This window comes from Arenimonas oryziterrae DSM 21050 = YC6267 (genome assembly GCF_000420545.1).
GTDB lineage: Bacteria > Pseudomonadota > Gammaproteobacteria > Xanthomonadales > Xanthomonadaceae > Arenimonas > Arenimonas oryziterrae.
Map to the genome: position 1 here is coordinate 556,009 of NZ_ATVD01000001.1, position 25,794 is coordinate 581,802.

At 66.6% G+C, this 25,794-nt stretch carries 26 protein-coding genes; 16 read left to right on the forward strand and 10 right to left on the reverse strand.

The genetic code is table 11. The features are described 5' to 3' along the window. Window position 1: 1 nt before the first annotated feature. Window positions 2-541, forward strand: a complete 540-nt coding sequence (locus tag G467_RS0102850) for an NUDIX hydrolase (protein WP_022968217.1) — start codon at window positions 2-4, stop codon at window positions 539-541. 28 nt (window positions 542-569) lie between these two features. Here the strand turns inward: G467_RS0102850 and pip are convergent, their stop codons facing one another. Next, window positions 570-1,511 carry a prolyl aminopeptidase gene (pip, locus tag G467_RS0102855; RefSeq protein ID WP_022968218.1) on the reverse strand — a complete coding sequence of 314 codons (942 nt, stop codon included), beginning with the start codon at window positions 1,509-1,511 and terminating at the stop codon, window positions 570-572. Window positions 1,512-1,593: 82 nt separating this feature from the next. Between pip and G467_RS0102860 the strand changes: the two genes are divergently transcribed. From G467_RS0102860 to dxs, 3 genes are all read left to right on the forward strand, one after another. After that, window positions 1,594-2,250: an HNH endonuclease gene (locus G467_RS0102860; RefSeq protein ID WP_081644539.1), complete on the forward strand. Its 657-nt coding sequence runs from the start codon at window positions 1,594-1,596 to the stop codon at window positions 2,248-2,250. A gap of 146 nt (window positions 2,251-2,396) precedes the next feature. Beyond that, window positions 2,397-3,425, forward strand: coding sequence for a hypothetical protein (locus tag G467_RS0102865; protein ID WP_022968220.1), 1,029 nt, complete (start codon window positions 2,397-2,399; stop codon window positions 3,423-3,425). Between the two features lie 95 nt (window positions 3,426-3,520). Further along, a complete protein-coding gene (gene dxs / locus G467_RS0102870) occupies window positions 3,521-5,431 on the forward strand; it encodes a 1-deoxy-D-xylulose-5-phosphate synthase (RefSeq protein ID WP_022968221.1) in 1,911 nt (636 codons plus the stop codon). A 21-nt stretch (window positions 5,432-5,452) separates the two neighbouring features. Here dxs and prmC read toward each other — a convergent pair whose 3' ends face one another. Together prmC and G467_RS0102880 are read right to left on the reverse strand one after the other, a co-directional pair. Next, window positions 5,453-6,286, reverse strand: coding sequence for a peptide chain release factor N(5)-glutamine methyltransferase (gene prmC / locus G467_RS0102875; protein ID WP_022968222.1), 834 nt, complete (start codon window positions 6,284-6,286; stop codon window positions 5,453-5,455). Beyond that, window positions 6,286-6,846: a Pycsar system effector family protein gene (locus tag G467_RS0102880; RefSeq protein WP_022968223.1), complete on the reverse strand. Its 561-nt coding sequence runs from the start codon at window positions 6,844-6,846 to the stop codon at window positions 6,286-6,288. Before G467_RS0102880 ends, prmC begins: the two co-directional genes overlap by 1 nt. Window positions 6,847-6,883: 37 nt before the next feature. Between G467_RS0102880 and G467_RS0102885 the strand changes: the two genes are divergently transcribed. Continuing rightward, a complete protein-coding gene (locus G467_RS0102885) occupies window positions 6,884-7,756 on the forward strand; it encodes an alpha/beta hydrolase (protein WP_022968224.1) in 873 nt (290 codons plus the stop codon). A 69-nt stretch (window positions 7,757-7,825) separates the two neighbouring features. On the opposite strand, the gene G467_RS0102890 is transcribed toward G467_RS0102885, so the two are convergent. The 3 genes from G467_RS0102890 to G467_RS0102900 form a co-directional block, all read right to left on the reverse strand. After that, entirely contained in the window at window positions 7,826-10,492 is a 2,667-nt protein-coding gene (locus G467_RS0102890) for a M1 family metallopeptidase (RefSeq protein ID WP_022968225.1), read from the reverse strand. Window positions 10,493-10,564: 72 nt separating this feature from the next. Beyond that, window positions 10,565-11,119, reverse strand: coding sequence for an alkylhydroperoxidase, AhpD family (gene ahpD, locus G467_RS0102895; protein WP_022968226.1), 555 nt, complete (start codon window positions 11,117-11,119; stop codon window positions 10,565-10,567). 202 nt (window positions 11,120-11,321) lie between these two features. Next, entirely contained in the window at window positions 11,322-11,861 is a 540-nt protein-coding gene (locus G467_RS0102900) for a peroxiredoxin (protein ID WP_022968227.1), read from the reverse strand. A gap of 146 nt (window positions 11,862-12,007) precedes the next feature. On the opposite strand from G467_RS0102900, the gene oxyR reads away from it, so the two are divergent. The 5 genes from oxyR (at window position 12,008) to G467_RS15150 (ending at window position 16,675) form a co-directional block, all read left to right on the forward strand. After that, window positions 12,008-13,006: a DNA-binding transcriptional regulator OxyR gene (gene oxyR, locus G467_RS15135; protein ID WP_022968228.1), complete on the forward strand. Its 999-nt coding sequence runs from the start codon at window positions 12,008-12,010 to the stop codon at window positions 13,004-13,006. 90 nt (window positions 13,007-13,096) lie between these two features. After that, window positions 13,097-13,519: a nucleoside diphosphate kinase regulator gene (rnk, locus tag G467_RS0102910; RefSeq protein ID WP_022968229.1), complete on the forward strand. Its 423-nt coding sequence runs from the start codon at window positions 13,097-13,099 to the stop codon at window positions 13,517-13,519. Window positions 13,520-13,599: 80 nt separating this feature from the next. Beyond that, entirely contained in the window at window positions 13,600-14,268 is a 669-nt protein-coding gene (locus G467_RS15140; protein ID WP_022968230.1) for a hypothetical protein, read from the forward strand. A gap of 33 nt (window positions 14,269-14,301) precedes the next feature. After that, window positions 14,302-16,290, forward strand: coding sequence for an O-linked N-acetylglucosamine transferase, SPINDLY family protein (locus tag G467_RS15145; protein WP_022968231.1), 1,989 nt, complete (start codon window positions 14,302-14,304; stop codon window positions 16,288-16,290). Between the two features lie 88 nt (window positions 16,291-16,378). Beyond that, on the forward strand, window positions 16,379-16,675 hold the full coding sequence (locus tag G467_RS15150) for a hypothetical protein (protein ID WP_022968232.1): 297 nt from the start codon (window positions 16,379-16,381) through the stop codon (window positions 16,673-16,675). A 3-nt stretch (window positions 16,676-16,678) separates the two neighbouring features. On the opposite strand, the gene G467_RS0102930 is transcribed toward G467_RS15150, so the two are convergent. The 3 genes from G467_RS0102930 to G467_RS0102940 all read right to left on the reverse strand — a co-directional run bounded on the left by G467_RS0102930 (window position 16,679) and on the right by G467_RS0102940 (window position 19,942). Then, window positions 16,679-17,329, reverse strand: a complete 651-nt coding sequence (locus G467_RS0102930) for a glutathione S-transferase family protein (protein ID WP_022968233.1) — start codon at window positions 17,327-17,329, stop codon at window positions 16,679-16,681. A gap of 81 nt (window positions 17,330-17,410) precedes the next feature. Next, window positions 17,411-19,624, reverse strand: a complete 2,214-nt coding sequence (locus tag G467_RS0102935) for a sensor domain-containing diguanylate cyclase (RefSeq protein ID WP_022968234.1) — start codon at window positions 19,622-19,624, stop codon at window positions 17,411-17,413. Between the two features lie 57 nt (window positions 19,625-19,681). Continuing rightward, window positions 19,682-19,942 (reverse strand): putative signal transducing protein, encoded by a 261-nt coding sequence (locus G467_RS0102940; protein WP_022968235.1) that lies wholly within the window; start codon window positions 19,940-19,942, stop codon window positions 19,682-19,684. A gap of 98 nt (window positions 19,943-20,040) precedes the next feature. On the opposite strand from G467_RS0102940, the gene G467_RS0102945 reads away from it, so the two are divergent. From G467_RS0102945 to G467_RS0102970, 6 genes are read left to right on the forward strand one after another with little or no spacing between them, the layout of a single operon-like run. Continuing rightward, on the forward strand, window positions 20,041-21,789 hold the full coding sequence (locus G467_RS0102945; RefSeq protein ID WP_022968236.1) for a glutamine--tRNA ligase/YqeY domain fusion protein: 1,749 nt from the start codon (window positions 20,041-20,043) through the stop codon (window positions 21,787-21,789). Then, window positions 21,789-22,196, forward strand: coding sequence for a GFA family protein (locus G467_RS0102950; protein WP_022968237.1), 408 nt, complete (start codon window positions 21,789-21,791; stop codon window positions 22,194-22,196). The genes G467_RS0102945 and G467_RS0102950 overlap by 1 nt, the downstream gene beginning before the upstream one ends. Then, the gene (locus G467_RS0102955; RefSeq protein ID WP_022968238.1) at window positions 22,180-22,614 is read left to right on the forward strand and encodes a hypothetical protein; all 435 of its coding nucleotides are present in this window, start codon (window positions 22,180-22,182) and stop codon (window positions 22,612-22,614) included. The genes G467_RS0102950 and G467_RS0102955 overlap by 17 nt, the downstream gene beginning before the upstream one ends. Next, on the forward strand, window positions 22,614-23,171 hold the full coding sequence (locus tag G467_RS0102960; protein WP_022968239.1) for a nucleoside deaminase: 558 nt from the start codon (window positions 22,614-22,616) through the stop codon (window positions 23,169-23,171). Before G467_RS0102955 ends, G467_RS0102960 begins: the two co-directional genes overlap by 1 nt. Window positions 23,172-23,204: 33 nt before the next feature. After that, window positions 23,205-24,275, forward strand: coding sequence for a 23S rRNA (cytidine(2498)-2'-O)-methyltransferase RlmM (rlmM, locus tag G467_RS0102965; protein ID WP_022968240.1), 1,071 nt, complete (start codon window positions 23,205-23,207; stop codon window positions 24,273-24,275). Next, on the forward strand, window positions 24,275-24,601 hold the full coding sequence (locus tag G467_RS0102970) for an EF-hand domain-containing protein (protein ID WP_022968241.1): 327 nt from the start codon (window positions 24,275-24,277) through the stop codon (window positions 24,599-24,601). The genes rlmM and G467_RS0102970 overlap by 1 nt, the downstream gene beginning before the upstream one ends. Window positions 24,602-24,605: 4 nt before the next feature. On the opposite strand, the gene G467_RS0102975 is transcribed toward G467_RS0102970, so the two are convergent. Next, a complete protein-coding gene (locus tag G467_RS0102975) occupies window positions 24,606-25,787 on the reverse strand; it encodes an FAD-dependent oxidoreductase (protein ID WP_022968242.1) in 1,182 nt (393 codons plus the stop codon). Between the last annotated feature and the right edge of the window lie 7 nt (window positions 25,788-25,794).

Sequence of the window (25,794 nt, forward strand, 5' to 3'; positions counted from 1 at the left end):
CATGAGCGACGACATCAAGACGCTGCACGAAGGCAAATGGCTGCGCCTGCAGGCGCGTGGTCATTGGGAATACGCTGAGCGCACGAACGAGGGCGGCCTCGCGGTCATCATCATCGCGGCCACGCCCGACGACAAACTGATCCTGGTCGAACAGTTCCGCATTCCGGTCGACAGCAAGACCATCGAGATGCCGGCCGGCATCGTCGGCGACGTGCATGCGGGCGAATTGCTGGAGCTCGCCGCCGAACGCGAGCTGCTCGAAGAAACCGGCTGGCAAGCCGCGAAGATCGAAGTGCTGATGATCGGCCCAACCAGCTCAGGCATGAGCAACGAACGCATCGCCTTCGTGCGCGCCACCGGCCTGACCCGCGTGCACGCCGGCGGCGGCGACGAGAGCGAAGACATCATCGTCCACGAAATTCCCGTCGCCGACGCACCGCAATGGTTTGCGCAGAAGATGGCCGAGGGTTACGCGATGGATCCGAAGTTGTGGGCAGGACTGTGGCTGCTTAAGCGCAATCCGGATGGGAGCGCGGCGTAACACATCTCACTTGGTGCATTGACAGACGTTACCGAAACGAATCCGTCGCCTCAACCAGCGCCGACGCATTTTCGGTTTCGAACGCGGAATGGCCGGACCCCGGGGAAATCACCAGCTTCGCTTCCGGCCAGGCCTTGTGCAGGTCCCAGGCGTTCTGCACCGGGCAGACGACGTCGTAGCGGCCGTGCACGATCACGCCGGGAATGCCGCGCAGCTTGGTCGCGTCGCGCAGCAGCTGGTCGTCGACGGCGAAGAAGCCCTTGTTGACGAAATAGTGGTTCTCGATGCGCGCGAAGCTCAGCGCGAAATGCGCGTCCTCGTGACTCTTGATGAAAGCCTCGTCCTGCATCAGCAGACTCGTCGACGCTTCCCACACCGACCACGCGCGCGCCGCGTTGAGCCGCGTGGCTTCGTCGGGCGAGGTCAGGCGGCGGGAATAGGCGGCGATGAGATCGCCGCGTTCGGATTCGGGGATCGGCTCGAGGTACTGCTCCCAGGCTTCCGGAAACAGGCGATGGCAGCCGCCCTGGTAGAACCATTCCAATTCCCAGCGGCGCAGCATGAAGATGCCGCGCAGCACCAGTTCGGTCACCTTGGTCGGATGCGTTTCGGCATAAGCCAGCGCGAGCGTCGAGCCCCAACTGCCGCCGAACACCTGCCAGCGATCGATCGACAGGTGCTTGCGCAGCTTCTCGATGTCGGCGACCAGGTCCCAGGTCGTGTTGTCGGTGAGATCGGCATGCGGCGTGGAGCGGCCGGATCCGCGCTGGTCGAACAGGATGATGCGGTAGCGCTCGGGATCGTGGAACCGGCGCATCTTCGCCCCGCACCCGGCCCCCGGTCCGCCATGCAGCATCACCACGGGCTTGCCGTTGGGGTTGCCGCATTGTTCGTAGTACAGCTGGTGGCGGGCGTCGACGGCCAGCAGACCACTGTCGAAGGCTTCGATCTCGGGATAAAGGGAACGCATCGGTGACTCCAGGGGCGACGAGGGATTCTAGCCCGCGTCGGCGCGCTTGCACTGCCATGTGACTGCGCTATGCTCGGGGCAGATGAGTACGCCCACGCCACGTCTGGCTCTGGTGGGCGCCGGGACGCGAAGCCCCCCGGCCGGGCAACTGCCCCCGTTCGAAACCTCCCATCACGCGATTCCGCGCGTGCTCTCGCTTGATGCGCACGGCCGCATCCTCGACTGGATGCACTGGCAGGACGCGGTTTGCCTGTACGTGCGCGGCGCAGTCGCGTGGACCCTGGGCGAGCCCTGCATGACCGTGCACGGCGGCACCAACCGCCTCAGCGGCGAACAAAGCATCGTGCTGCTGCACCCGATCGTCGCTGCGCGCAGCCATGCGCACCCGAAGGCGCTCGACCCCTCGCCGGCCCTGACCAATACCGCCCTGTTCGCGCGCGACGGGTCGCTGTGCATGTATTGCGGCCACGAATACAGCCGCCACTCGCTGACCCGCGACCATGTCGTGCCGATCTCGCGCGGCGGCAAGGACGTCTGGGAAAACGTCGTCTGCGCCTGCTTCCACTGCAATTCCCGCAAGGGCGGCCGCACCCCGCAGCAGGCCAGCATGCCCCTGCTCGCGATCCCGTACCGGCCCAGCTGGGTCGAACATCTGATCCTGTCGAATCGCCACATCCTCGCCGACCAGATGAGCTTCCTGAAGCAGCACCTGCCCAAGCGTCCGCGCCCGCTGTCCTGAGCGGCCTTCGCCGCCCGGTCCGTCCCGGCGCGCGCCAGTTCACAGAACGCAAGCCCCGGCGGCCCGCCGCGTTGACGCCGCCGGCCCCGGCCAGCACACTTCAGGGCTTCACGGGTGCAAGCGTCCGTGCCAGGGGATTTTCCAGAATGAGTCGTCATACCTTGTGCTTCACCGGTTTCTCGCGCGACGAGGCCGCCGCCGTACAGTCGCAGTTCGAACAGATCCGCTCCCGCCTGGGCAGCGACTGGGCGATCGAGCAGGAAGCCGATGCCCAGGTCCTGGTCATCGACATGGACTCGATGTACGGGCACATGACCTGGCTCAAGGCTCATAACAGCGGCAAGACCACGGTCGGCCTGACCGCCGGCAGCCGCTCGGAAACCGACCATGTCCTGACGCGCCCGCTCAGCAATGACGCGCTGATCGCCGTGCTCGAGCAGATCGCCGGCCAGATCCCGACCGCCACCGTCCAGACCGACGCGCTGGCCGCGCGCATCACCGGCCAGCAGGCCGCGATGCCGCCGGTCAGCCCGCGCAGCACCGGCCAGCAGCCGGCCATGCCGCCGCGTCCGGCCGAACCGGCGCCGGCCCCCGTCAGTCCGCGTACGACCGGCCAGATGCCCGCGATGGGTGTCGATCCGGTACGCACCACCGGCCAGATGCCGGCGATGCCGGCGCGCGAGCCCGCCCTCGCCGACTTCCTGCGCAATGGCGCGCTCGCCGGCCCGGTCAAGCTGCAGCTGCCGGGTGCGCCCCTGCTGGTGCTCGATCCGGGCAGCCAGACCTACCTCGGCGGTACGCCGCTGAAGGTGTTCCAGCCCTATGCCGAAGCCGTGGTCCGCGCCGACGATTTCACCGCGATCGATGCCGGCGAACTCAAGCTGCTCAGCGGCCAGCTCGGCGGCGCCCAGCCGTTCTCGCGCCTGGCCTGGCTGTGCGCCCTGGTCGGCGGCAAGGGCGTGATCGCGCCTGGCTACGACCCCAATGCCCAGTACAAGCTGGTCAAGTGGCCGCAGACCGAACGCGAATTCGCCAAACACTTCCGCATCGCCACGGTGATGATGAAGGGACCGGCGCGCCTGACCGAGATCGCCGAACAATCCGGCGTGCCGCTGGCCGAAGTCACCGACTTCGTGAATGCCAATCTCGCCAGCGGTTACGCCGCGACGAGCTGATCCTCGACGTCGATCGCAAGCCGCGCGCGGGCCGCGCGGCTTGCCCTGCCGGACCCGGTGCCGGACAATTCACGCCTGTACCTGCCCAGCGTGACTTGATGGACGCCCAGCGCTACCCGCGCCTTTCCCGAATTGCCGTACCGGCCGACCTGCGCCAGTTCCCCGAAGCCGAACTGCCCGCCATCGCCGACGAACTGCGCGCCTATCTCGTCGAAACCGTCAGCCAGGTCGGCGGCCATTTCGGCGCCGGACTGGGCGTGATCGAACTCACCGTCGCCCTCCACTATCTGTACGACACCCCGGTCGACCGCCTCGTCTGGGACGTCGGTCACCAGTGCTATCCGCACAAGATCCTCACCGGCCGCCGCGACACGATCCACACGGTCAAGAAGAAGGACGGCGTCGCGCCGTTTCCCAAGCGCGAGGAAAGCGAGTTCGACACCTTCGGCGTCGGGCATTCCTCGACCTCGATCTCGGCCGCGCTCGGCATGGCCGTCGCGTTGCAGCGCCAAGGCGACGATCGCCGCGTGATCGCCGTGATCGGAGACGGCGCGATGACCGCCGGCATGGCCTACGAGGCGCTCAACCACGCCGGCGGCATGGATCCGGAACCGAACCTGCTGGTGATCCTCAACGACAACCGCATGTCGATCTCGGAAAACGTCGGCGGCCTGACCAAGATGCTCGGTCGCCTGATGTCGAGCCGCACGATGAACGCGGTGCGCGAAGGCGGCAAGAAACTGCTCGGCGACAAGAAGAACAATCCGACCGCGCGCTTCGTGCGCCGCTGGGAAGAGCACTGGAAAGGCATGCTGGTGCCGTCCACGCTGTTCGAGGAAATGGGCTTCCACTACAGCGGCCCGATCGACGGTCACGACGTGCCCGCGCTGGTCAGCGCGCTCAAGACGCTCAAGGGCCTCAAGGGTCCGCAGCTGCTGCATGTCATCACCACCAAGGGCAAGGGATTCGAGCTCGCCGAAGGCGACCAGATCGAATACCACGCGGTCTCGCCCTTCGATCCGAGCATCGGCATCGTCAAGAAAGCCGGGCCGGCCAAGCCCACGTACACGCAGGTGTTCGGCGACTGGCTGTGCGACATGGCCGCGACCGACAGCAAGCTCATGGGCATCACCCCGGCGATGCGCGAAGGCTCGGGCCTCGTGCGTTTCTCGAAAGAATTCCCGTTGCAGTATTTCGATACCGCGATCGCGGAGCAGCATGCGGTCACGCTCGCCGCCGGCATGGCCTGCGAAGGCGCGAAACCCGTGGTCGCGATCTATTCGAGCTTCCTGCAACGCGCTTACGACCAGATGATTCACGACGTCGCGCTGCAGAATCTCGACGTGCTGTTCGCGGTCGACCGCGGCGGCGTGGTCGGTCCCGACGGCGCCACGCATGCCGGCAGTTTCGACCTGAGTTTCGTGCGCTGCATTCCGAACATGGTGGTCATGGCGCCGGCCGACGAAAACGAATGCCGGCAGATGCTGAGCACCGGCTATCGCTATGCGGGCCCGGCGACCGTGCGCTATCCGCGCGGCAGCGGCCCCGGTGTCGCGGTGCAAGCCAATCTCGACACGCTGCCCATCGGCAAGGCCGAGTTGCGCCTGCGCGGCGGCAAGCTCGCCCTGCTCGCCTTCGGCGCGCTGGTGCCGGCAGCGGAAACCGTCGCGGCCGAAGCGGGCTACACCTGCGTCAACATGCGTTTCATCAAGCCGCTCGATCGCGCCCTGATCCTGGACCTGGCGAAAACCCACGCCGGCTTCGTCACGCTCGAGGACAACGTCATCCTGGGCGGCGCCGGCAGCGGTGTGGCCGAGCTGCTCGCGGCCGAAGGCATCGTGTTGCCGGTCCTGCATCTGGGCCTGCCCGATGCCTACCAGGAACACGCGAGTCGCGAAGCCCTGCTCGCCGAAGCCGGTCTCGATGCCGATGGCATCCGCGCCGCCATTGCGCAGCGCTGGCCCAATCTCGACAGCGCGACGCCGGCGAAAACCGCCGCGGGCTGATCGCGGCATACGCCAAGGGTGTCAGGCGCGGCGACCGAGTGTCACGCGCTCGCGATCCTCGAGATCGAAATCGGACTTCACCGATTCGAACCCCGCCTGCTTGAACAGCGCACGCACGGCCTCGCCCTGCGTCCAGCCGTGTTCGACGATCAACCAGCCGCCCGGCTCGAGATGCGCAGGCGCCTGCGCGACGATCTTGCGGATCGCATCCAGGCCGTCGCTGCCCGAGGCGAGCGCCGAGCGCGGCTCGAAACGCAGATCGCCGATGGCCAGATGCGGATCGTCGTCGGCGATGTAGGGTGGATTGCTCACGATCATTTCGAAGCGTTCGCCGGCCAGGCCCGCGAACCAGTCGCTGAGCAAAAAGCGCACCCGCGGCAAACCCAAGCGACTGGCGTTCATCACTGCGACCGCCAGCGCACCGGTGCTTGCATCCACGGCAGTCACGCGGACACCGGGGCGATCGCTGGCGATCGCCAGCGCGATCGCGCCGGTGCCGGTGCCCAGATCGAGCACGCGCGCATCATCATGTTCGGGCAGGCGCGCGAGTGCGAGTTCGACCAGGGTTTCGGTTTCCGGGCGCGGAATCAGCGTGTCGGCCGTGACCGCCAGTTCCAGCGACCAAAACCAGCGACTGCCGACGATCTGCGCGACCGGCTCGCCGCGCTGGCGACGCTCGACCAGGGCGCGGAAACGCTGCGCGGCGACTGTCGGCAGCGGATCGTCGGCATACGCGAACAACCAGCCGCGCGTGCAGCCCAGCGCCTGGCACAGCAGCAACTCCGCTTCGCGCCGCGCGTCGTCGCCGGCCAGCGCTGCGCCTGCCTCCCGCAGCGCCTGGGCGACCGTGCCCATCAGGTGGTCAACAGGTGGAAGGCTTCGACCAGGCAGGCACAGACGAAGCCGCCGAGGAAGAACAGATACGACAGGCGCAGGAAACGATACTTGTAGTGCGCCAGGTAGTAGCCGATCGCGTACACGTCGCGCGCCATCGTTTCGTAGACCGAGCCGTCGGCCTTGAGCGCGTCGGCGATTTCGCCGAGAAAACGCTCGCGCGAAAGTTCGGCGAAATGCCCGAAGAACATCAGGTTGAACTGCGAAGGCAAGGGGTCGTCCGGATTCATGCGCAGCGGCCGATACTTGGGCAGGACCGCGATGACCGCCAGCAGCAGCGCGGTGAGGATGAACCCGGCCAGGGTCAGCATCGCTGCACGCAGGTCCGGGTCGCCGAGCTTGCCCAGGACCATGGTCAGCACGATCGAGGACACCGTGATCAGGATATTGGCCTTGGTATCGGCCATCACCGACAATTGCACATGGTGCTGCTGCATCGTGCGCAACATGTTGTCGCCGGTGTTGCGCTCGGGGATGGCGGCGTAGCGTTGCTGCAATTCGCCGGGGTCGTTCGCGGCCATGACGTTTTCCTGACGGGCAGGAGGCAATGATAGCCCCATGAAACCTCAATCGATCGTCGCCCCCCGGGGCTTTCGCGCGGCCGCGTTCGCCGTCGCGCTGCTGCTGGCCGGCTGCCAGGCGCCCTACTTCTGGGCACTCAATGCCGGCGTGCCGGACCGTCCGACGATGAGCGCGGTGTTCGACGCCAAGCACGATCTCTCGCTCGACATCTATCGCCCCCTCACCGCCAAGCCCCGGGCCATCGTGGTGTTCTTCTACGGCGGCAGCTGGCGTAACGGTTACCGTGCCGATTACCGCTTCGTCGGGTCCGCCCTCGCACAGCGCGGCCTGCTGGTGATCATTCCCGACTACCGCAAGGCGCCGGCCGACACCTTTCCCGCCTTCATGGACGACGCCGCCGCCGCAGTCGCCTGGACGAAGGCGCATGCGGCCGACTTCGGCGCCGATCCGGCGCAGATTTATCTGATGGGCCATTCCGCAGGCGCACACATCGTCGCCCTGCTGGGCACCGACGGCAGCTATCTGCAGCAGGTCGGCATGAAGCCACGCGATCTCAAGGGCGTGATCGGACTGGCCGGACCCTATGATTTCCTGCCGATCACCAACCGCGGTGTCAAACAGGTTTTCGGCGCCCCAGACACCTGGCCGCGTTCGCAGCCGGTGAATTTCGTCAATGGCGACGAACCGCCCTTCCTGCTGCTGCACGGCGCCGACGACGGCAAGGTCTTTCCGCGCAACAGCGAGAGCCTCGCGGAAAAACTGCGAGCCGCCGGCGAGCCGGTCAGCCTGAAGATCATTCCCGACGTCGGCCACATCGGCCTGGTCAACGGCTTCCGGTCGCCGCGCCTGTCGCCGGTGCTCGCCGATACCGTGCAATGGATCGAAGCGCAGGACACCGCGACTCGCTGAGCGGCGCGGGCAAATTCCGGGCAAAAAAAAGCCGCCGGCAACGAGGCCGGCGGCGGTCTAGGCAAGGGGTCAGGGCAGCTGGACGCCGGCCCGGCTCTGCTGCGTCTTCAACGACGCACACAGTTTCACTTCTTCGACGGCCTGCGCGAGCGCGCGCGGTCCGCCTTCCAGGGTACTCATGCGCTGGCCGAACTTCGGCACAACACTATCGGCCTCGGCCACGCTGCACATGCCGCCCACGTAACCGTTGATCAGGGACGCGCCGCCCGGATTGACCTTGGCTTCGAGCGCGGCGAAGTTCGCGTCCAGCCAGGCGCGCGAGGCCTGGCGTGCCGCGTCATCGTCGCGGCCGCCGTAGATGACGGTGCGCAGTTCGTTGCGACGCAGCTTGCCCGGCTCCAGCGCCAGCGCCCGGGCGCGGGCGGCGAGCGCCGGATCCTTGGCACTGCCCAGGGCACCGAGCAGCTGGCCGCGCAGCACCGGATCCTGGCTGCTCGACAAGTGCGCGAGCAGCACATCGAACACGGCCGCATCGCCCTCTTCCATCGCCATGCGCAGCGCCAGACCACGCTGGTCGGTGGCGATCGCATCCAGATGCAGGGCGCCATCGCCGCCGATGCCGAGCACCGCGCGGCCCTTCGCCGCGAGATCGGCACGCAGCGCGGGTTGTTTGGCCGTGCCGGCCATCGTCGCGATCAGCGAATTGCGCAGCAGGCGATCGTCGTCGCTCTCGCCGGCCTTCGGCACGGTGCCCATGCGGGCCAGACGCGGGCCATAAATCCGGCCGACGAAATCGCGCAGCGACTGTTTCTCGGCGTCGTTGCGCGCCAGGTGCTGGATCATCCAGCCGATCGTATCCAGCGGCGCGGTCGCCGTCTGACGCACCGGCGCGTTGGCCAGGCGCGCAGCGGCACCGAGGAAGGTGCGCGAGTCGATCGCACCGGCCGCGTAGGCGGCTTCGACCGAATCGGCGAACGAGCGCTGCTCGCGCTCATTGAGCTTGTCGAAATTCGCTTCGAGATTGGCCTGGTCCGCCGGCGACATTGCAAAACGGTAGTAGCCCGCGCCATTGGCATTGGGCATCACGAAGCTCGGGCAGGCGTCGGTCTGCAGCTCGACGGTCGCCGACTTTCCGCCGACCAGGCCGCATTGCTCGTGCAGGCCGTTCTTGTCGCCGTAACGCACGCACAGCGGCAGCAGCCATTCGCCTGCCTTCGGCGCAACCGAACCCACCGGCAGATAGCGTTCCTGTTCGACCAGCAACAGCGGCTTGGGTCCATCGCACTTCGCGCCGACATGCACGATCGGCACGCCCGGCTGGTCGATGAAGCCGTTGAAGGCGGCGCGCACGCCGGCCGGATCGTCGCTGACCTCGGCGATGGCATTGATCAGGTCGGCGCTGGTGGCGTTGCCGCGCGCATGCTTGCGCAGGTAGGCGCGGATCGCGTCGCGGAATTTCTCTTCGCCGACATAGCGCTCGAACATCGCGAGCACGGCGCCACCCTTGGAATAGGTGATGCCATCGAACGCCGATTCGATGTCGGTGAATTCGTTGATCGGTTCATGCACGCGGCGGGTCGAGGCCAGGCTGTCTTCGCCCATGGCGCCGAGCGCGCTTTCCATCAGGCCGCGATCGGTGTGAAAACCCGGCTGCAGCTGACCGACGATCTTGTTGCCCATCCAGGTGGCGAACGCTTCGTTGAGCCACAGGTCGTCCCACCAGGGCATCGTGACCAGATCGCCGAACCACTGGTGCGCAAGCTCGTGCGAATGCGTGCCCCAGTAACCCTGGCGCGCGCGGACTTCGGATTTTTCATCGGCGAACATCAGGCTGTCGCGATACACGATCAGGCCGGCGTTCTCCATCGCACCGGCGGAAAAATCCGGAGCCGCGACGAGGTCGAGCTTGTCGAACGGATACGGGATATCGAAGTACGCTTCCTGCGCAGCCACGATGACGCCGGTATTGGCCAGCGCGTATTTCATGCGCGCGCCCTGGCCCTTGGCGGCAATGCCGCGCAGCTTGACCGGATAGTTGCGCACGGCATTGGGCGGCAGATCGGGGCCATCGACGATGTCCCAGGGACCGACCGCGAACGCGATCAGATAGCTCGGCAGATTTTCGGTCGTCGCGAACACATGCCGGGTCCAGCCTTCGCCGGCCTTCTCGCTGCGCAGTTCGCGGGTGTTGGCGACGGCGTTCTGGCCGTTGGGCACCACCAGGCTGATGTCCCAGGGCTGCTTGAAGCCGGGTTCGTCGAACCCGGGGAAGGTGTTACGCGCGCCGAGCGCTTCCATCTGCGTGACGACGTAGTCGTTGCCATCGGGCTTCACGCGATACGCGCCCTGCAGCTGGCCGAACGGCGCGTCGTAGACGATTTCGATCAGCGCTTCGCCGGCCTGGATGGGCTTGGGCACGGTGAGCTTGAGCACGCCGGAGACATCGGCTTCGGCGACGGTGAAATCCTGATTCGCGCCATTGCGCGGCATGATGCGGGCGCGACTGATCTTCAGGTCGCGACCGTGCATCCAGACCACGCGCGTGGCTTCGGCGACCTGCACATGCATGCGCACGGTGCCGGAAAAACGCGTCTGCGCCGGATCGATCTTCAGCTCCACCGCGACCTTGTCGGGCACCACGGTGCGCGGCAAGCGCCCGACCGGGACCTGATCCGCGGCCTGGGCATGGGACAGGCAAAGCAATGCCGCGATCGCGGCAGTGAAGGTCAGGCGCATGGTCTGGCTCCGAAGATTACTCGTCGAGCATAGCCCAGCGCCCGGACCCTCAACCCATGACCAAAGTCATGCTCACGCGGCCTGGGCGAGACCAATCTGTGAAACCGATTCCAAAGTCACGGCGACGGCATGCACGACCGACGCGATGCGCACGGCGCTTTGCACACCCTGCGCGGACACGCCGTGTTCGCGGATGACTTTCTCGTGCGAATCCACGCAACGGCTGCAGCCGTTGATCGCCGACACCGCGAGCGACGCCAGCTCGAAGGCCTGCTTTTCGATGCCCGGATTGGCCATGACGTTCATGCGCAGGCTGGTGCGCAGCGTCTCGTATTCCTTGTTCTCGGCGTTGTGCGTGAAACGGTAGTAGACATTGGTCATCGCCATCATCGCGGCCGCGGCCTTGGTACCGGCGATCTGCGTGGCGTCGAGCTGTTCGGCCGCGAACGATTCCACGGCCGCCGTCAGCGCGGGATGGCGCGAAGCGATCGCCGACGCCAGCGCAACGGCGCGGATTTGCAGGTCGCTCAGGCCCGGCGCACCGGTGGTCGCGAGTACGCTGTCGAGATTCAGGCGCAGGTCTTTCGCATAGTCGGGCAAGGCCGACTTGATGTCGTTGAGGTTCATCTGAGATCTCCAAATGGATGAGCAAACCCTTCTCCCTCCGGGAGAAGGTGCCCGCAGGGCGGATGAGGGCAACTCAAGTTGCGTGAAGAAGATGCCCGCAGGGCGGATGAGGGTCTTTCAAATTGCGTTGAGACTGCGAAGCAAGAACAGCCCCTCACCCCAACCCTCTCCCCGCGATGCGGGGAGAGGGAGCGGCCAGGCCTTACGCGACCTTGATGACGTCTTCGCCCTGCTTCCAGTTGCACGGGCACAGTTCGTCGGTCTGCAGTGCGTCGAGAACGCGCAGCACTTCCGCCGGGTTACGGCCGACCGAGAGGTCGGTGACGTACACGAAGCGGATGATGCCCTGCGGATCGACGATGAAGGTCGCGCGCTGGGCGACGCCTTCGTTCTTGTCGAGGATGCCCAGGGCCGAGGTCAGCTCGCGCTTCACATCGGCGAGCATCGGGAACGGCAGGCGGTTGAGATCCTTGTGGTGCGTGCGCCAGGCGTGGTGCACGAATTCCGAATCGGTCGAACCGGTGAGGATCTGCGCATCGCGGTCGACGAACTGCTCGTTCACTTCGGCGAAGCCGGTGATCTCGGTCGGGCAGACGAAGGTGAAGTCCTTCGGGTAGAAGAACACCACGAGCCACTTGCCCTTGTAGGTGTTGTTGTCGATATCGACGAAGGCGGTGTTCAGGTCGTTGGAAACGGTGGCCTTGACCTTGAACTGGGGAAACTTCTCGCCAACGGAAAGCATGGGAACTCCTTGTAGGGGGATGATCGGCAGGGACTATCGGAATGCGGGCGAACGCCCGACCCCGACAATTATGGGGATGCCGGCTTGATTTTCAAAGCCAATTGTCCTTATATGTTTAATAGTTACTCCCTATCACGGGACCGCCCATGAATTTGCGCGACCTGCGTTACCTCATCGCCCTGGCCGACCTGCGCCATTTCGGGCGCGCGGCCGACGCCTGCCACGTCAGTCAGCCGACGCTGTCGACCCAGATCCGCAAACTCGAGGACGAACTCGGCGTCGCCCTGGTCGAACGCGCACCGCGCCAGGTCATGCTCACGCCGGCGGGCAAGGACATCGTCGAGCGCGCGCGCCGCGTGCTCGCCGAAGTCGAACAAATGCGCGAGACCGCGCGCCGCACCGCCGATCCGGAAGCAGGCAGCGTGCGTCTGGGCATGTTCCCCACGCTCGGTCCGTATTTGCTGCCGCATGTCGTGTCCGACATCCGCCTGCGTTTTCCGCGCCTGGAGCTGCTGCTGGTCGAAGAGAAGACCGAAGTGCTGCTGACCATGCTGCGCGCTGGTCGCCTCGATGCGGCCGTGCTGGCGCTGCCGCTGCACGACGACGGACTGGAAATCGACTACCTGTTCGAAGAACCGTTCGTGCTCGCCCTGCCCAACGCGCATCCGCTCGCGAATCGCCACAACCTGCGTCTGGCCGACCTGTCCGACCAGCATCTGCTCTTGCTCGAAGACGGCCATTGCCTGCGCGATCAGGCGCTGGAAGTGTGTCAACTCGCTGGCGCCGGCGAGAAGGATGGCTTCCGCGCCACGAGCCTGGAAACCTTGCGGCAAATGGTTGCCGCCGGCGTGGGCCTGACCTTGTTGCCGATGCTCGCGGTGAAACCGCCGGTGCCGGTGTCCGAAAACATCCGGCTGCTTAATTTCCGGGATCCGCCGCCCTCGCGTCGCCTGGCGATGGTCTGGCGACGCAGTTCGGCGATGACGCCGTTCCTGCGCGATCTCGCCCAGTTGCTGCGCGAACTGCCGCCAACCCTGTTGAAACTCGAGACGCCGGCGGACGCCGATGCCGATGCCGATGCCGACAAAATGAATGCCAGCAGCAAAAAAGCGCGAAAAAGCCCGGAAAAATCCCTGCGCACTTGATAAGCGCGGCAACGCGGGCTATGGTCCACGAACAACCTCATCACACGGGCGGCGCGTTTTCGCGTCGCCCGTTTGCTTTTGGAGAAGCGCATGCACGCCGTTCAATCCGTTCCGCCGATCACCCTGTCCAGTTTCGATGTCCTGCGCCTGGAGAAGTTGCTGCAGTCGCCGGCCCTGCGCCGCACGCCTTCCGCGCTGGCCCTGGTCGAAGAACTCGATCGCGCGCGCGTGCTCGCCCCGGAAAACATGCCCGGCGACGTGGTCACCATGAACTCCACCGTCCTGTGCATCGACGAAATCAGCGGCGAGCAGCACGAGCTCACGCTGGTATTCCCGCCGGACGCGGACGTGCTGACGCGAAAGGTGTCGGTGCTCGCACCGGTCGGCAGCGCCCTGCTGGGCCTGGCGATCGGCCAGGTCATCGATTGGCAGGCCCCGGGCGGACGCCCCTTGCGGGTGCGCGTCACCGGTATCCGCTACCAGCCCGAAGCGGCCGGACACCGGCATCGCTGAGTACTGCCCGGTCGCGCGAGTTCGCCATGGAGTGGGCTAGGATGCTCGCCATGACCTCGTTCCTTCCCGTTTTCTAAGCCATGCCGCGCTGGCTGATTCTCGCCTTGGGCCTCGCCGTCGGCGCGCTGTGCCTGTTCGCCTGGGCCACGCGCCCTTCGGCGCCAGCCACCGTTGCCACCGCCCTGCCGGCCGCAGGCGGCGGCGGACAAAGTCCGGTCGGCTGCGCCTTGCCGCCGGCGTTCACCGATCCCAACCAGCCCCTGCAAAGTCCGGTCGACGGCCGCATGTCGCCGTTCCGTTTCGGGCCGGCGACGATCACGCCCCTGGCCGGCATCAGCCTGCAGGCGCGCGTGCTGTCGCGCGAGGATTACGCGTTCGGCACCGAAGCCGACTACTCGCCGACCGACCTCGCACTGGGCTGGGGCCCGATGGCGAATCCCGCCGCGTCCGACCGCCTGGACATTTCGCAGGGTGGCCGCTGGTATCGCTATCGCTGGGGACCGGAAGGGCCACCAATTCCGGTCGGCGACATCGTGCGCAGCAGCGCCAACATGCACATGATTCCCGCCGATGACGCCGTCGCCAACGCGCTGGGGCAGGTCCGCGCCGGCAACACCGTGCGCGTCAACGGCTGGCTGGTGCGCATCGATCGCGACGACGGTTGGCATTGGCAGAGTTCGCTCACCCGCGAAGACAGCGGCGGCGGCGCCTGCGAACTGATCTACGTGTGCTCCATTTCCGGCTACTGACCGGCCGCGAACGCCGCCCGCCAAGGATTCCCGATGTCGCTGACTGACCTGCTCAAGTCCATGCTGCGCGCGCGCGTGCCCGACCATCCGCTCGCGGCTCCGACGGCGAGCGCCGCGCCGGCAAAATCCGAGGCCTCGCGACAGGAGGCCACCCGCCTGCTCGATGCGGGCAACGTCGCCGAGAACGGCGGCAATCCGCAGGAGGCCTTTCGCCTCTACGAAGCTGCGCTGGCGCTGGCGCCGGACTTTCCGCGCGCACATCTGAACCGCGCCAACGTCCTGATGGCGCGCGGGGAGCTGGCGGACGCGATCGCTGGCTATGCGACCGCGATCGATCTGGATCCGAGCTATTTCGCGGCCCATTTCAACCTGGGCCTGGCCAGTCTTCCTGCCGGCGATCCGCAGCAAGCGCTCGCCTCTTTCGACAGGACGATCGCGCTCAAACCCGACTTCGTCGATGCGCATATCGCACGCGGCAATCTGCTGGAAGAACTCGGCCAGGTCGATGAAGCGATCGCCAGCTACCGGCTGGCCTTGCGATTGCGTCCGGATTTCGCCGAAGCGCACAACAACCTCGGCATCGCGCTGCTGCGTGCCGGCCGGATCGAGGAAGCCGTGACGGCGGGACGCCGTGCCGTCGAACTGCGACCCGACTATGCCGAGGGCTACGGCAATCTGGCGAACGCGTTGAAGGCCCTGGGTCGCATGGACGAGTCGCTGGCGCAGTACGAGCGCGCGCTGGCGATCAATCCCGACTACATCGAAGCCCGGTCGGGACGCTTGTTCGGACACAACTATCTTTCCAACCGCCCTGTCGCGCAGTCGCTCGACGACGCGCGGCGCTATGGCGCGCTCGTCGCCGGCCTCGCCCAGCCCGCAACAGCGTGGCGCAACGATGCCGATCCCGAACGCGTGCTGCGCGTCGGTTTCGTTTCCGGCGATCTGTACGATCATCCGGTCGGCTATTTCTTCGAAGCGGTGCTGGCCGCCCTGCATGCGCGTACGCCGGCAATGCTGGAACTGCATGTCTACGCCAACAATCTTCGCGAGGACGCCACGACCGCGCGCCTGCGCGCGTCCTGCCATGCCTGGCACATGATCGCCGGTCATGCCGACGAACAGGTGGCCGGCGCAATCCGCGACGACGGCATCGACATCCTCATCGATCTCTCGGGCCATACCGGCCTCAATCGCCTGCCTGTCTTCGCCTGGAAGCCGGCCCCTGTACAGGTCACCTGGCTCGGCTATTTCTCCACCACCGGCGTCGCGGCAATCGACTATGTGATCGCCGATCCCTGGGCGGTTCCCGAGGGCGCCGAAACGGAATTCACCGAAACCGTCTGGCGTCTGCCGGAAACGCGTCTGTGTTTCACGCCGCCCGGCGATGCCGGCGAGGTCGCACCGCTGCCGGCGCTGAGCGAAGGCGCGATCACCTTCGGTTGCTTCAGTCATCTGACCAAGGTCAACGACGGCGTGATCGCGCTTTGGGCCCGCGTCCTCGCCGCCGTGCCCGACAGTCGCCTGCTTTTGAAGGCGCCGCAGCTGACATCCTCCTCGGTGCGCGCTGCGCTGCTCGCACGCTTCGACGCCCAGGGCATCGGTGCCGATCGCCTGATCCTCGAAGGCCCGTCGCCGCGCGCCGACTACCTCGCCGCGTACGAGGACGTCGACATCATGCTCGACACCTTCCCGTATCCCGGCGGCACCACGACGGCCGAAGCCGTGTGGATGGGCGTCCCGGTGCTGTCGATGACCGGCGACACCTTCCTGTCGCGCCAGGGCGTGTCCCTGCTGACCAATGCCGGCTTGCCCGACTGGATCGCCGTCGACGGCGACGACTTCGTTGCGCGTGCCGTCGCGCAGGCCGGGGATCGCGACCGCCTCGCCGCCCTGCGTCGCGACCTGCGCCGGCGCGTGCGGGCCTCGCCGCTGTTCGACGCGCCGCGCTTCGCGGCGCACTTCGAACAGGCCCTGCGCGCGATGTGGCGCATGGACTGCGAAAAACGGCGACCGGGCCGCTGACCGCGGAGAGCGAGTGCCCGGAAATCGGGCATCATCACCCCTGGCCGCACGGCGCTGGCCGGGACAGGACTGAAAGGGAGTGGCGGGCATGGCGATGAGTTGGTTCGATGCACGCGAGGCCGAAGCGTTCGGCGTCACCCTGGCGAAGTTCTTCAGCGATCGCGTGCCGCCCGACGCGACCGATGACAGCAAGAAATCCTCGGCCCGACACCAGCAGGCCGTGCAAGGCATGCTGCAGTTGCGCGATCACTTCAAGACCCACCACAAGCTCAACATCTACAAGAAGGCCAAGCTCGCCAACGCCTTCAAATGGACCTTGCGCGAAGCCGGCTACGACGATGCGCTGATCGATCGTCTGACCATGGACGTCACGGTCCAGCTCTGACGTCTAGAACGCGTCGGTCGCTGCCAGCGCTTCCGGTTCAGCGGCAGCCGCGGCCAACCATTCGCGCATCGCCGGCAAGGCATAGATCGCATCGCGATAGCGCTGCGCGACGGCTTCCATCGGCACGCGATACGCGGTGAAGCGCACGCAGACCGGCGCGAACATCGCGTCGACGATGCCGAAGTCGCCGCACAGGAATTCCCCGCCGCCGCCGAAGCGCGTGCGCAAGTCGCGCCATAGCGCTTGCACGCGGTCGATGTCCTTCTGCGCCGCCGCGTCACCGCGATAGCCGTTGTCGGGGCGGCGGCAGTTCATCGGCAATTGCGTGCGCAGCGCCGAAAATCCGGAATGCATCTCCGCACTGGCGCAGCGCGCGGCGGCGCGTGCCCGCGCGTCGGCCGGCCAGCCGCGGCCGCCAAGCCAGCGTTCGTTGGCGACCTCGCAGATCGCCAACGAATCCCAGATCGTTTCGTCCTCGATGCGCAGCACCGGCACGCGGGCCGTTGGCGAGTAGTCGCCGATGCGCTGGTAGAACTCCGGCGTGTCCAACGGCAGCCGCACTTCCTCGAAAGCCAGGCCCGATTGCCGGAAGAACAGCCAGGGACGCAGGGACCAGGAGGAATAATTCTTGTTGCCGATGACCAGGGTGGGCATGAGAACTCCGGTAGCACGAACGGCGTCGCAACGACGCCCGGGAAGAAAGAAAGACCGATGCCCGCAGGCACCGGAAAGCGCTCAGACGGTGCCGCTGCTGACCGCCTGCGCCTGATTGCCGCCGTATTGCCGGCCTTTGGCCACGGCCTTGGCCACGCGCTCCATGAGCATCTGCGGGCCGCGCTCGCCCGGCTGCGTCGCCGACAGGCCGATCGTCAACGTGAACTTGCCGTCGGACGAAGGCGCCGGATGCGTCATTTTCAAGACGAGCTGGCACAGCCGGTCGGCCAGTTCGCGCGCCACGCCCAGTTGCCGTCCCGGCATCAGCACGAGGAATTCGTCATTGCCGTAGCGACCGATCACGTCGCCGTAGTCGACTTCTTCGCGCAACAGATCGGCCAGTTCGTGCATGACGGGTGCGACCGATGCCGGTGCGAGCATGCCGAACTGGTCGAGACCCACACGCATCGCCACCATCGGCTTGTGTTGGAGGAACGCTGCCTCATGCAGACGCCGCAGCGACTGGTCGATCAGCTCGCGTTTGTACACGCCCGATTCGGCATCGATCTCGGTTGCCTGCCGCTGCGCCATCGCCGCCGCCGCTTCGTCGCCCGCCGTCGTCGCCAGCGCGGCGAATTCCGCGCACAGATCCAGTTCGTCGTCGCTATAGCTGACATCGGCGTGTCGCTCGATCAGCAACGCGCCCCAGCCGGGTTTCGGAATCGGCAACGGAATCACCGCGAGCTGGACCTGCTCGAGCGGGCCGTCCGGACCGTCGAAATCGATCGCGATCTGTTGCGGCGCTTTCGAGCGGCTGAGGTTTTTCATCAGCTGCGCACGCTGGTCGAGCAACAACTGGTAGCGCGCTTCGGCCGATTTGGGTTCGACCAGCATCAGGTCTTCGTGGTGGTAGTTCATCGCCACCACGGCCGAGGCCAGCTGCGGCAGGACCGGCTTGAGTCCTTCGAGCAGGCGCCGGTAGGCGATCCATTCCAAATCGCCTTCCGCGGCATTCATCAACGCCGACTGCAGGCCGAGCATGAGCTGCTCGCGTGCGATCGCGATTTTTTCCTCGGTACTCTTTTCCGGCACCACTGCGCGCTTGCGAGCCGCGCGTGCCTGCAGTTTCTGTCGGATCCAGGGCAGGACCAGGTACAGCGCCAGCAGCACCGCCAGCAGCAACTCGTAACCGCGCCGGATCATCAGGGTGATCGGCAGCACCTGCTTCAGCGCGAGGATCTGCGCGACCAGCGCGGCAATCACGCCCAGACACACGAGCATCGGCCCCCAGCGCGACTGGCGCGGATCCAGCGACAGACCGACCACGCAGGTGAGCATGACCAGGGCGATCAGCACGATGGTCGCCAGTTGCAGCTGCGGCAGATAGAACAGCGGCACGAAGATCGCCGCGACCGCCAACGCAAGGAACGCGCCGCCGGCCAGACTGAAAACACGCTGCAGATCCGGCGAGCTCTTGCCCAGACCGGCGTAATAACTGCTCGTCCACAACAGCGGCGCGCAGGCGAGCAGCCACAGCGCCGGCACGACCTTGGGACCGATGCCCGCCAGCGCCGATCCGAGCGGCAGGGCTGTCAGGTGACCGTTGTTGGCCATGCAAGCGAGACCGACCGCGAGCGTGGCGAAGACCACCTTGTCCGCGCCGGTACCCGGGCGCTGGAAATGCCGGAATATCGCTGCGAGAAACACCAGCACCAACAAGCCGTACAGCGCGCCGTACAGCCGCTGGCTGGGCCGATCGCGCGCTTCGAGTTCGTCGGCGGGAATCAGTTCCGGGTGCAGGTTGAGGAAGCCCTCGCCATCGACTTCCAGATACAGCGCGGTGGGGCCTTGCAATTCCGGGGGCACGGGCAGCAGGAAGGCATCGGGCCACTCGGGGTCAGGCTCCGCAGCTTTGCCGCGTCCAGTCTCGGCGACCATTTGCACCGGTGGGCCGGGCACATGCAGACGCAAGGACTCGATCGCCTGGCGGTCCAGACGCAGCCACAGCCGGCGGCCGTCGCTCGGCAATTCGACGCGAAGGCGCAGCCAGATCGTCGTGCCGGGCTGACCGCGCGTACCAATGCCGCTTTCGAGAATCGGGGTGAAGCCGGGCTGGGCGCGGCCGCTGAGGATGTCCTCCAGGGGCGTGCCGGTCGGCGTTTCCATGATTGCCAGGCCCGAGGGCGGCGTACGCGGCGCCTCGGCCGCAGGCGCAGCCGGCTGCGCACTGCTCGCCTGCGCGAACAGGGCCAGCAACAGACTCAGCGCCCACGATCCCCGTTTCGCCATCGTCATCGGTCTCCCTACCCCGCTGAAGTTTGCCGCAAATTGCCCGGACGGTGCACCCGTCCTTCAGGCGAGCAGACCGTCGATCGCCGGATCGTCCCGGTCTTCGTCGGTCGCCGAGATCAGGCCCAGCGCCAGCAGACAGTCCCTGGCCTCGGGCCAGGCCGCCGAGGGCACACAGACCTGGACCAGGCCGGTCATGGGCAATTCCCCCATCGCACCGGTGAGGTATTCGCCGCGAATGAAGGCGGGAATGCCCGCCTCGTCGAGCGCGTGCTTCACCAGATGGGCATCGACCGTATTGGCCGCGTCGTAGATCACGCGCATCCCTGCCTCCGGGGTTTGTTCGACTTATACCGCAGTGCGGCCGTCACGGGGACGGGCGACCCGCTAAACTAACGCCCTTTCCGTTGTCTCCGGTCCCCATGAGCACTCCTTCGCATTCCGCCCCGCCCGCCGGCTCGCCCGTCGAGAAGAACGACTTCATCCGGCAGATCATTCGCGAGGACCTCGCCAGCGGCAAACACGCGACCATCCATACGCGTTTCCCGCCCGAGCCCAATGGCTACCTGCACATCGGCCACGCCAAGAGCATCTGTCTGAACTTCGGCATCGGCCTGGAATTCGCCGGCCCGTGCAACCTGCGCTTCGATGACACCAATCCGAGCAAGGAAGACCTCGAATACGTCGCCGCCATCCAGGACGACATCCGCTGGCTGGGCTTCGAATGGTCCGAGCTGCGCCACGCCTCCGATTATTTCGAAGTGTTCTACCGGTCGGCGCTCAAGCTCATCCGCGACGGCAAGGCCTTCGTCTGCGACCTCGACGCCGATCAGGTGCGCGCCTATCGCGGCACGCTGACCGAGCCGGGCCGCAACTCGCCGTTCCGCGAACGCAGCGTCGAGGAAAACCTCGACCTGTTCCAGCGCATGCGCGCCGGCGAATTCCCCGACGGCGCCCGCACCCTGCGCGCGAAGATCGACATGGGCAGCGGCAACATCAATCTGCGCGACCCGGCGATCTACCGCATCCGCCACGTCCATCACCAAAACACCGGCGACGCCTGGCCGATCTATCCGATGTACGACTACGCGCACTGCATCTCCGACGCGCTCGAGGGCATCACGCACTCGCTTTGCACGCTGGAATTCGAGGACCACCGTCCGCTGTATGACTGGTGCATCGACCAGATCGACCTGGGCGGTCATCCCGAGCTGTGGCAGCCGCTGGTCGAGGCCGGACTGAAGACCACGATCAGCAAGCCACGCCAGATCGAATTTTCGCGCCTGAACATCAATTACACCGTGATGAGCAAGCGCAAGCTCATGGCACTGGTCAACGAAGGCCTGGTCGCGGGCTGGGACGATCCGCGCATGCCGACCCTGCAGGGTCTGCGCCGTCGCGGTTACACACCGGCCAGCCTGCGCCTGCTCGCCGATCGCGTCGGCATCAGCAAGCAGAATTCGCTGATCGATTTCTCCATACTGGAGGGCTGCGTGCGCGAGGACCTCGACGCGAACGCGCCGCGGCGCATGGCGGTCATCGATCCGCTGAAGGTGGTCATCGACAACCTTGAGCCGCATCACGAGGAGACGCTGACCTTCGCCAACCATCCCAAGAACGAGACGTTCGGAACGCGCAGCGTGCCGTTCTCGCGCGAACTGTGGATCGAACGCGAGGACTTCATGGAAACGCCGCCTAAAGGCTTCCACCGTCTCGTGCCCGGCGGCGAAGTGCGCCTGCGCGGCGTCGGCATCGTCAAATGCGTGGACGTGGTCAAGGACGGCGAGACGGTGATCGAAGTGCATTGCACGCTCGATCCGGAATCGCGCGCGGGCATGCCCGGCGCCGATCGCAAGATCAAGGGCACGATCCACTGGGTCAGCGCGCGCCATGCCGCGCCGGCGGAGATCCGTCTTTACGATCGCCTGTTCGGCGTCGCCGACCCGGACAACGACGAAGGCGGCCGCGACTATCACGAATGCATCAATCCCGATTCGGTCCGGCATGTGCGCGGCTATCTCGAACCCGCTGCCGCGGGTGCCGATGCCGAGCAGAACCTGCAGTTCGAACGCCTGGGCTATTTCGTCGCCGATCGCCGCGATCATCGCGACGGCCACCCGGTGTTCAACCGCACGGTGACCCTGCGCGACAGCTGGGCGAAACCCGCCTGATGTCCGCGCGCGCTTCGCAGGGCGGTGCCTGTCTGTGCGGTGGCATTCGCTACCGCCTCGATGCCCCGCTGACCGACATCGCGCATTGTCATTGCTCGATGTGCCGGCGCAACAGCGGCGGCATCGTCACCACCTGGGTAACGGTGCCGCGTGCTGCATTCGTGGTCACGCGCGGCGAACTGCGCAGCTACCAGTCCAGCCGCATCACCACCCGGCATTTCTGCTCCGATTGCGGGGCGCTGATTGCGCTGTTCACCGAACAGTCGCCGGAATCGGTGGACGTGACCGTCGCGACGCTGGATCATCCCGAGGACCATCCGCCGGGCCGCCACATCTGGTTCGCCGATCGCCTGCCCTGGCTCAACCTCGACACGGAGCTGCCCCATGAAGATGGCGAGACTTACTGACGCAGTCCTGGCGCTGTCGCTGACCCTGATGCTCGCCGGCTGCCCCGCGCCGGAAAATCCGCCGCCGACCACTTCTGCCACGACGCCGCCGACCGCGCAGGCCGACGCGCCGCCGCCGCTCGACATCGCCGCCGCGATCACCTCGCCGGAAAAAGTCTCGGCCGAACCCGGCCAGGTCGACACCACCTGCAAGACCGATGCCGACTGCGCGATCAAGGACGTGGGCAACTGCTGCGGCGCCTATCCGGCCTGCGTCAACAAGGACAGCCCGACCTTCCCCGCGCAAGTGAAAGCGCAGTGCCAGAAAGAGGGCACGATGGCCGTCTGCGGTTTTCCGTCGATCAACGGCTGCCAATGCGTGCAGGGCAAGTGTGCGCCGCAGAACGGCGCGGCCACCTCGTCGGATTCATTGAAATAATGCTGTACGCCCAGGTCCACCTGACCCTGCCGCCGTGGGTGCACGACGAAGTCGATGCCACGCGTCTGTACCCCGATGCCGCCAGTCGCATCGCGCTCGCGATCGACCTGTCGCGGCGCAATGTCACGCACCGCAGCGGCGGTCCGTTCGGCGCCGCGGTGTTCAATGCCGGCGGCCGGCTGATCGGCATCGGCGTCAATCGCGTCGTGCCGTCGAACTGCTCGGCGGCACATGCCGAAGTCATGGCCCTCGCCACCAGCCAGCAACGGACGCAGCGTTTTCGTCTCAATGAAGACGGCGAGCGCATCACCCTGGCGACGTCTTCGCAGCCCTGCGCGATGTGCTACGGCGCGCTGATCTGGGGCGGCATCGACGAACTGCTGATCGCCGCGCGCGCCGACGACGTGCAGACGCTCGCCGGTTTCGACGAAGGCCCGCTGCCGGCGGACTGGTCGGGCGAGCTGGAAAAACGCGGCATCGCGGTGCAGCGCGACCTGATGCGCGAACATGCCTGCGACGTCCTGCGCACTTACGGCGAGAGCGGCGTTGTCTACTGATTCCTCCCGCGCCCACCACCCCAAGGATTCGACATGACCGCCGACGGCTTGCTCTGCTATTGCCGCCCCGGCTTCGAACCCGAACTCGCCGCGGAGCTGTCCGAACGCGCCGCCGAGGCTGGTTTTCCTGGCTATGCGCGCACCGAACGCAACAGCGGATACGTGCAGTTCCTCGGCGCCGAAGGCCTCGGCCTGACCCAGGCCCTGCCGCTGCACACGCTGATTTTCGCGCGACAGAAACTACGCCTGATCGCCGACCTGACCGGCATGGATCCCAAAGACCGCATCGCGCCGATTTTCGACGCGCTCGCCGGAGGCGGACGCTACGGCGACCTGCTGGTCGAACATCCCGATTCCGACGAAGCCAAGCCGCTCGCGGGCCTCGCGCGCGCGTTCGGCAATGCACTGCGTCCGGCCTTGCGCCAGCGCGGCCTGCTCACCGCCAAGGAAGATCCGCGCCTGCCGCGTTTGCACGTGTGTTTCCTCGACGGCGACCACGCCCTGCTGGCCGCCGGCGATGTCCGCGATAGTTCGCCCTGGCCCTCGGGCGTGCCGCGCCTGCGGCAATCGAGCGAAGCGCCGAGCCGGTCGGCGCTCAAGCTCGAAGAAGCCCTGCTGACCCTGCTCACGCCCGACGAACGCGAGCGCCTGATCAAGCCGGGCATGAATGCCGCCGATCTCGGTGCCGCGCCCGGCGGCTGGAGCTGGGTGCTCGCGCGGCAACACATCCGCGTGCTCGCCATCGACAACGGCCCGCTCGCCGAATCGGCGCTTGCGACCGGCATCATCGAACACATCCGCGCCGACGGTTTTCTCTGGACGCCGCCCAAGCCGATGGACTGGATGGTCTGCGACATGGTCGAGTCGCCGCGTCGCGTGGCCACGCGCATGGCCGAGTGGTTCGCCAACGACGGCTGCCAGCACTCGGTGTTCAATCTCAAGCTGCCGATGAAAAAGCGCTGGGACGAAACCCGCATGTGCCTGGACCTGTTCGAGCGCAAGGCCGGCAAACCGCTGGTCATCCGCGCCAAGCAGCTGTATCACGACCGCGAGGAGATCACCGTGTTCGCGACCAATCCCGAAGCGCGGGCGCGCGCACTGTGATGAAGCCCGCCGCCCTCGCCCTGCTGATGCTCGCGCTGTCGTCGCCGGCGGGTGCGCAGTCGCAATCCTCGTATTTCGCGTCTGCCGATCTCGATCACGACGGCAAGCTGTCGCTGCCCGAATTCCAGGATTGGATGAGCTATGCGTTCAAGCGCATGGACAGCAATGGCGACAACGTGCTCGATCCGGGCGAACAACATCTGCCGCGCGCCACGCGCCTGACGCTGGCGGATCACCACGCCCGCCTGGCCGAACAGTTCCGCCGTCAGGACAAGAACAGGGACGGCTGGCTCAGCCAGCGCGAGTTCCTCGCCCCACCGGGCTAAGCTCCTACAAGCCCGCGGCGCGACGCATGAAAAAATTCGCCAGCGGCGGCAGGCGCCCGGCCAGGCCGAGGGCGTGGCCACGCAGCAGGGTCGGCAGCAGCGCTTCGTTCGAGAACACAACATTGATCGCCTCGAACGAATACGCCGCAAGCGCGTTCTCGCTGTAGCGTTGCCGCGCCCAACGCGCGAGGCGATGCGGACTGGCGAAATCGCGACCGTCCGCGGCGGCATCGCGCACCAGGTCGCGCAATGCGGCGACATCGCGCAGCCCCAGGTTCACGCCCTGGCCTGCGAGCGGATGCACCGCATGGGCCGCATCGCCGATGAGCACGACGCGTCCCGACATCATCTGCGTCGCCAGCTGACGACGCAGCGGAAACGCCGCGCGCGCGGACACTTCCGTGACCTCGCCCAGGCGCGCATCGAACGCACGCGTGAGTTCGCGACGGAAACTGTCGTCGTCGACGGCGAGAAGACGGGCGGCATCGGCCTCGGGCAAGGTCCATACGATGGAGCTGCGGCCGTCGCCGCAAGGCAGGAAGGCCAGCGGACCGCTCGGCAGAAAACGCTGCCAGGCGGTGTCTTCATGCGGGCGTTCGGTGCGCACGTAGGCGACGAGCCCCCGCTGACCGTAGTCGCGCTCGTCCACCGGCAGCTCGAGCAAGGTACGCACGCGCGACGTCGCGCCGTCGGCGCCAAGCACGAGGCGCGCGCGCAGCGTGACACCGCTGGCCAGGGTCAACCGGGCGCCGTCTTCGTCCTGACTGAGTTCCTGCAACTTGTCCGGGCAATGGCGCGCGATGTTCGGTTCCGTCGCCAGTGCCGCCCACAGCCGATCGACGAGCAGGCCGTGCTCGACGATGTGTCCCAGCTCGCCACGACCCAGCGCCTCGGCGTCGAAGCGCAATTCTTCGCCGCCCGCGGCGTCCCAGACGCGCATGCGGCGATAGGGCTGCGCGCGCGCAGCCGCGACCGCCGGCCAGACGTCGAGCGATTCGAGCAGGGCCTGCGAATCGGGCGCGAAAGCGTACACGCGCAAGTCCGGCGCATCGGCCGACCACGCCGGCGGCACATGCGCTTCGACGATCGCCACGCGCAAGCCAGCGCGCGCCAACATCAGGGCCGCCGCCGCGCCAACGACGCCGGCGCCGACGATGGCGACATCGAGAATTTCGCGGCGAGTCATCGTGTCC

Coding starts and splice junctions, on each gene's coding strand:
- G467_RS0102945 (WP_022968236.1), top strand. CDS start 20,041: ATGAGCACTCCTTCGCATTCCGCCCCGCCCGCCGGCTCGCCCGTCGAG.
- G467_RS0102885 (WP_022968224.1), top strand. CDS start 6,884: ATGAAACCTCAATCGATCGTCGCCCCCCGGGGCTTTCGCGCGGCCGCG.
- ahpD (WP_022968226.1), bottom strand. CDS start 11,119: ATGAACCTCAACGACATCAAGTCGGCCTTGCCCGACTATGCGAAAGAC.
- G467_RS0102940 (WP_022968235.1), bottom strand. CDS start 19,942: ATGCGCGTGATCTACGACGCGGCCAATACGGTCGATGCCCATCTGGTG.
- G467_RS0102850 (WP_022968217.1), top strand. CDS start 2: ATGAGCGACGACATCAAGACGCTGCACGAAGGCAAATGGCTGCGCCTG.
- prmC (WP_022968222.1), bottom strand. CDS start 6,286: ATGGGCACGGTCGCCCAGGCGCTGCGGGAGGCAGGCGCAGCGCTGGCC.
- G467_RS0102960 (WP_022968239.1), top strand. CDS start 22,614: ATGCTGTACGCCCAGGTCCACCTGACCCTGCCGCCGTGGGTGCACGAC.
- G467_RS0102900 (WP_022968227.1), bottom strand. CDS start 11,861: ATGCTTTCCGTTGGCGAGAAGTTTCCCCAGTTCAAGGTCAAGGCCACC.
- G467_RS0102860 (WP_081644539.1), top strand. CDS start 1,594: ATGAGTACGCCCACGCCACGTCTGGCTCTGGTGGGCGCCGGGACGCGA.
- G467_RS0102935 (WP_022968234.1), bottom strand. CDS start 19,624: ATGACGATGGCGAAACGGGGATCGTGGGCGCTGAGTCTGTTGCTGGCC.
- G467_RS0102890 (WP_022968225.1), bottom strand. CDS start 10,492: ATGCGCCTGACCTTCACTGCCGCGATCGCGGCATTGCTTTGCCTGTCC.
- G467_RS15150 (WP_022968232.1), top strand. CDS start 16,379: ATGGCGATGAGTTGGTTCGATGCACGCGAGGCCGAAGCGTTCGGCGTC.
- G467_RS0102975 (WP_022968242.1), bottom strand. CDS start 25,787: ATGACTCGCCGCGAAATTCTCGATGTCGCCATCGTCGGCGCCGGCGTC.
- G467_RS0102955 (WP_022968238.1), top strand. CDS start 22,180: ATGGCGAGACTTACTGACGCAGTCCTGGCGCTGTCGCTGACCCTGATG.
- pip (WP_022968218.1), bottom strand. CDS start 1,511: ATGCGTTCCCTTTATCCCGAGATCGAAGCCTTCGACAGTGGTCTGCTG.
- G467_RS0102950 (WP_022968237.1), top strand. CDS start 21,789: ATGTCCGCGCGCGCTTCGCAGGGCGGTGCCTGTCTGTGCGGTGGCATT.
- G467_RS0102930 (WP_022968233.1), bottom strand. CDS start 17,329: ATGCCCACCCTGGTCATCGGCAACAAGAATTATTCCTCCTGGTCCCTG.
- rlmM (WP_022968240.1), top strand. CDS start 23,205: ATGACCGCCGACGGCTTGCTCTGCTATTGCCGCCCCGGCTTCGAACCC.
- G467_RS0102865 (WP_022968220.1), top strand. CDS start 2,397: ATGAGTCGTCATACCTTGTGCTTCACCGGTTTCTCGCGCGACGAGGCC.
- rnk (WP_022968229.1), top strand. CDS start 13,097: ATGCACGCCGTTCAATCCGTTCCGCCGATCACCCTGTCCAGTTTCGAT.
- G467_RS15140 (WP_022968230.1), top strand. CDS start 13,600: ATGCCGCGCTGGCTGATTCTCGCCTTGGGCCTCGCCGTCGGCGCGCTG.
- G467_RS0102880 (WP_022968223.1), bottom strand. CDS start 6,846: ATGGCCGCGAACGACCCCGGCGAATTGCAGCAACGCTACGCCGCCATC.
- G467_RS15145 (WP_022968231.1), top strand. CDS start 14,302: ATGTCGCTGACTGACCTGCTCAAGTCCATGCTGCGCGCGCGCGTGCCC.
- oxyR (WP_022968228.1), top strand. CDS start 12,008: ATGAATTTGCGCGACCTGCGTTACCTCATCGCCCTGGCCGACCTGCGC.
- G467_RS0102970 (WP_022968241.1), top strand. CDS start 24,275: ATGAAGCCCGCCGCCCTCGCCCTGCTGATGCTCGCGCTGTCGTCGCCG.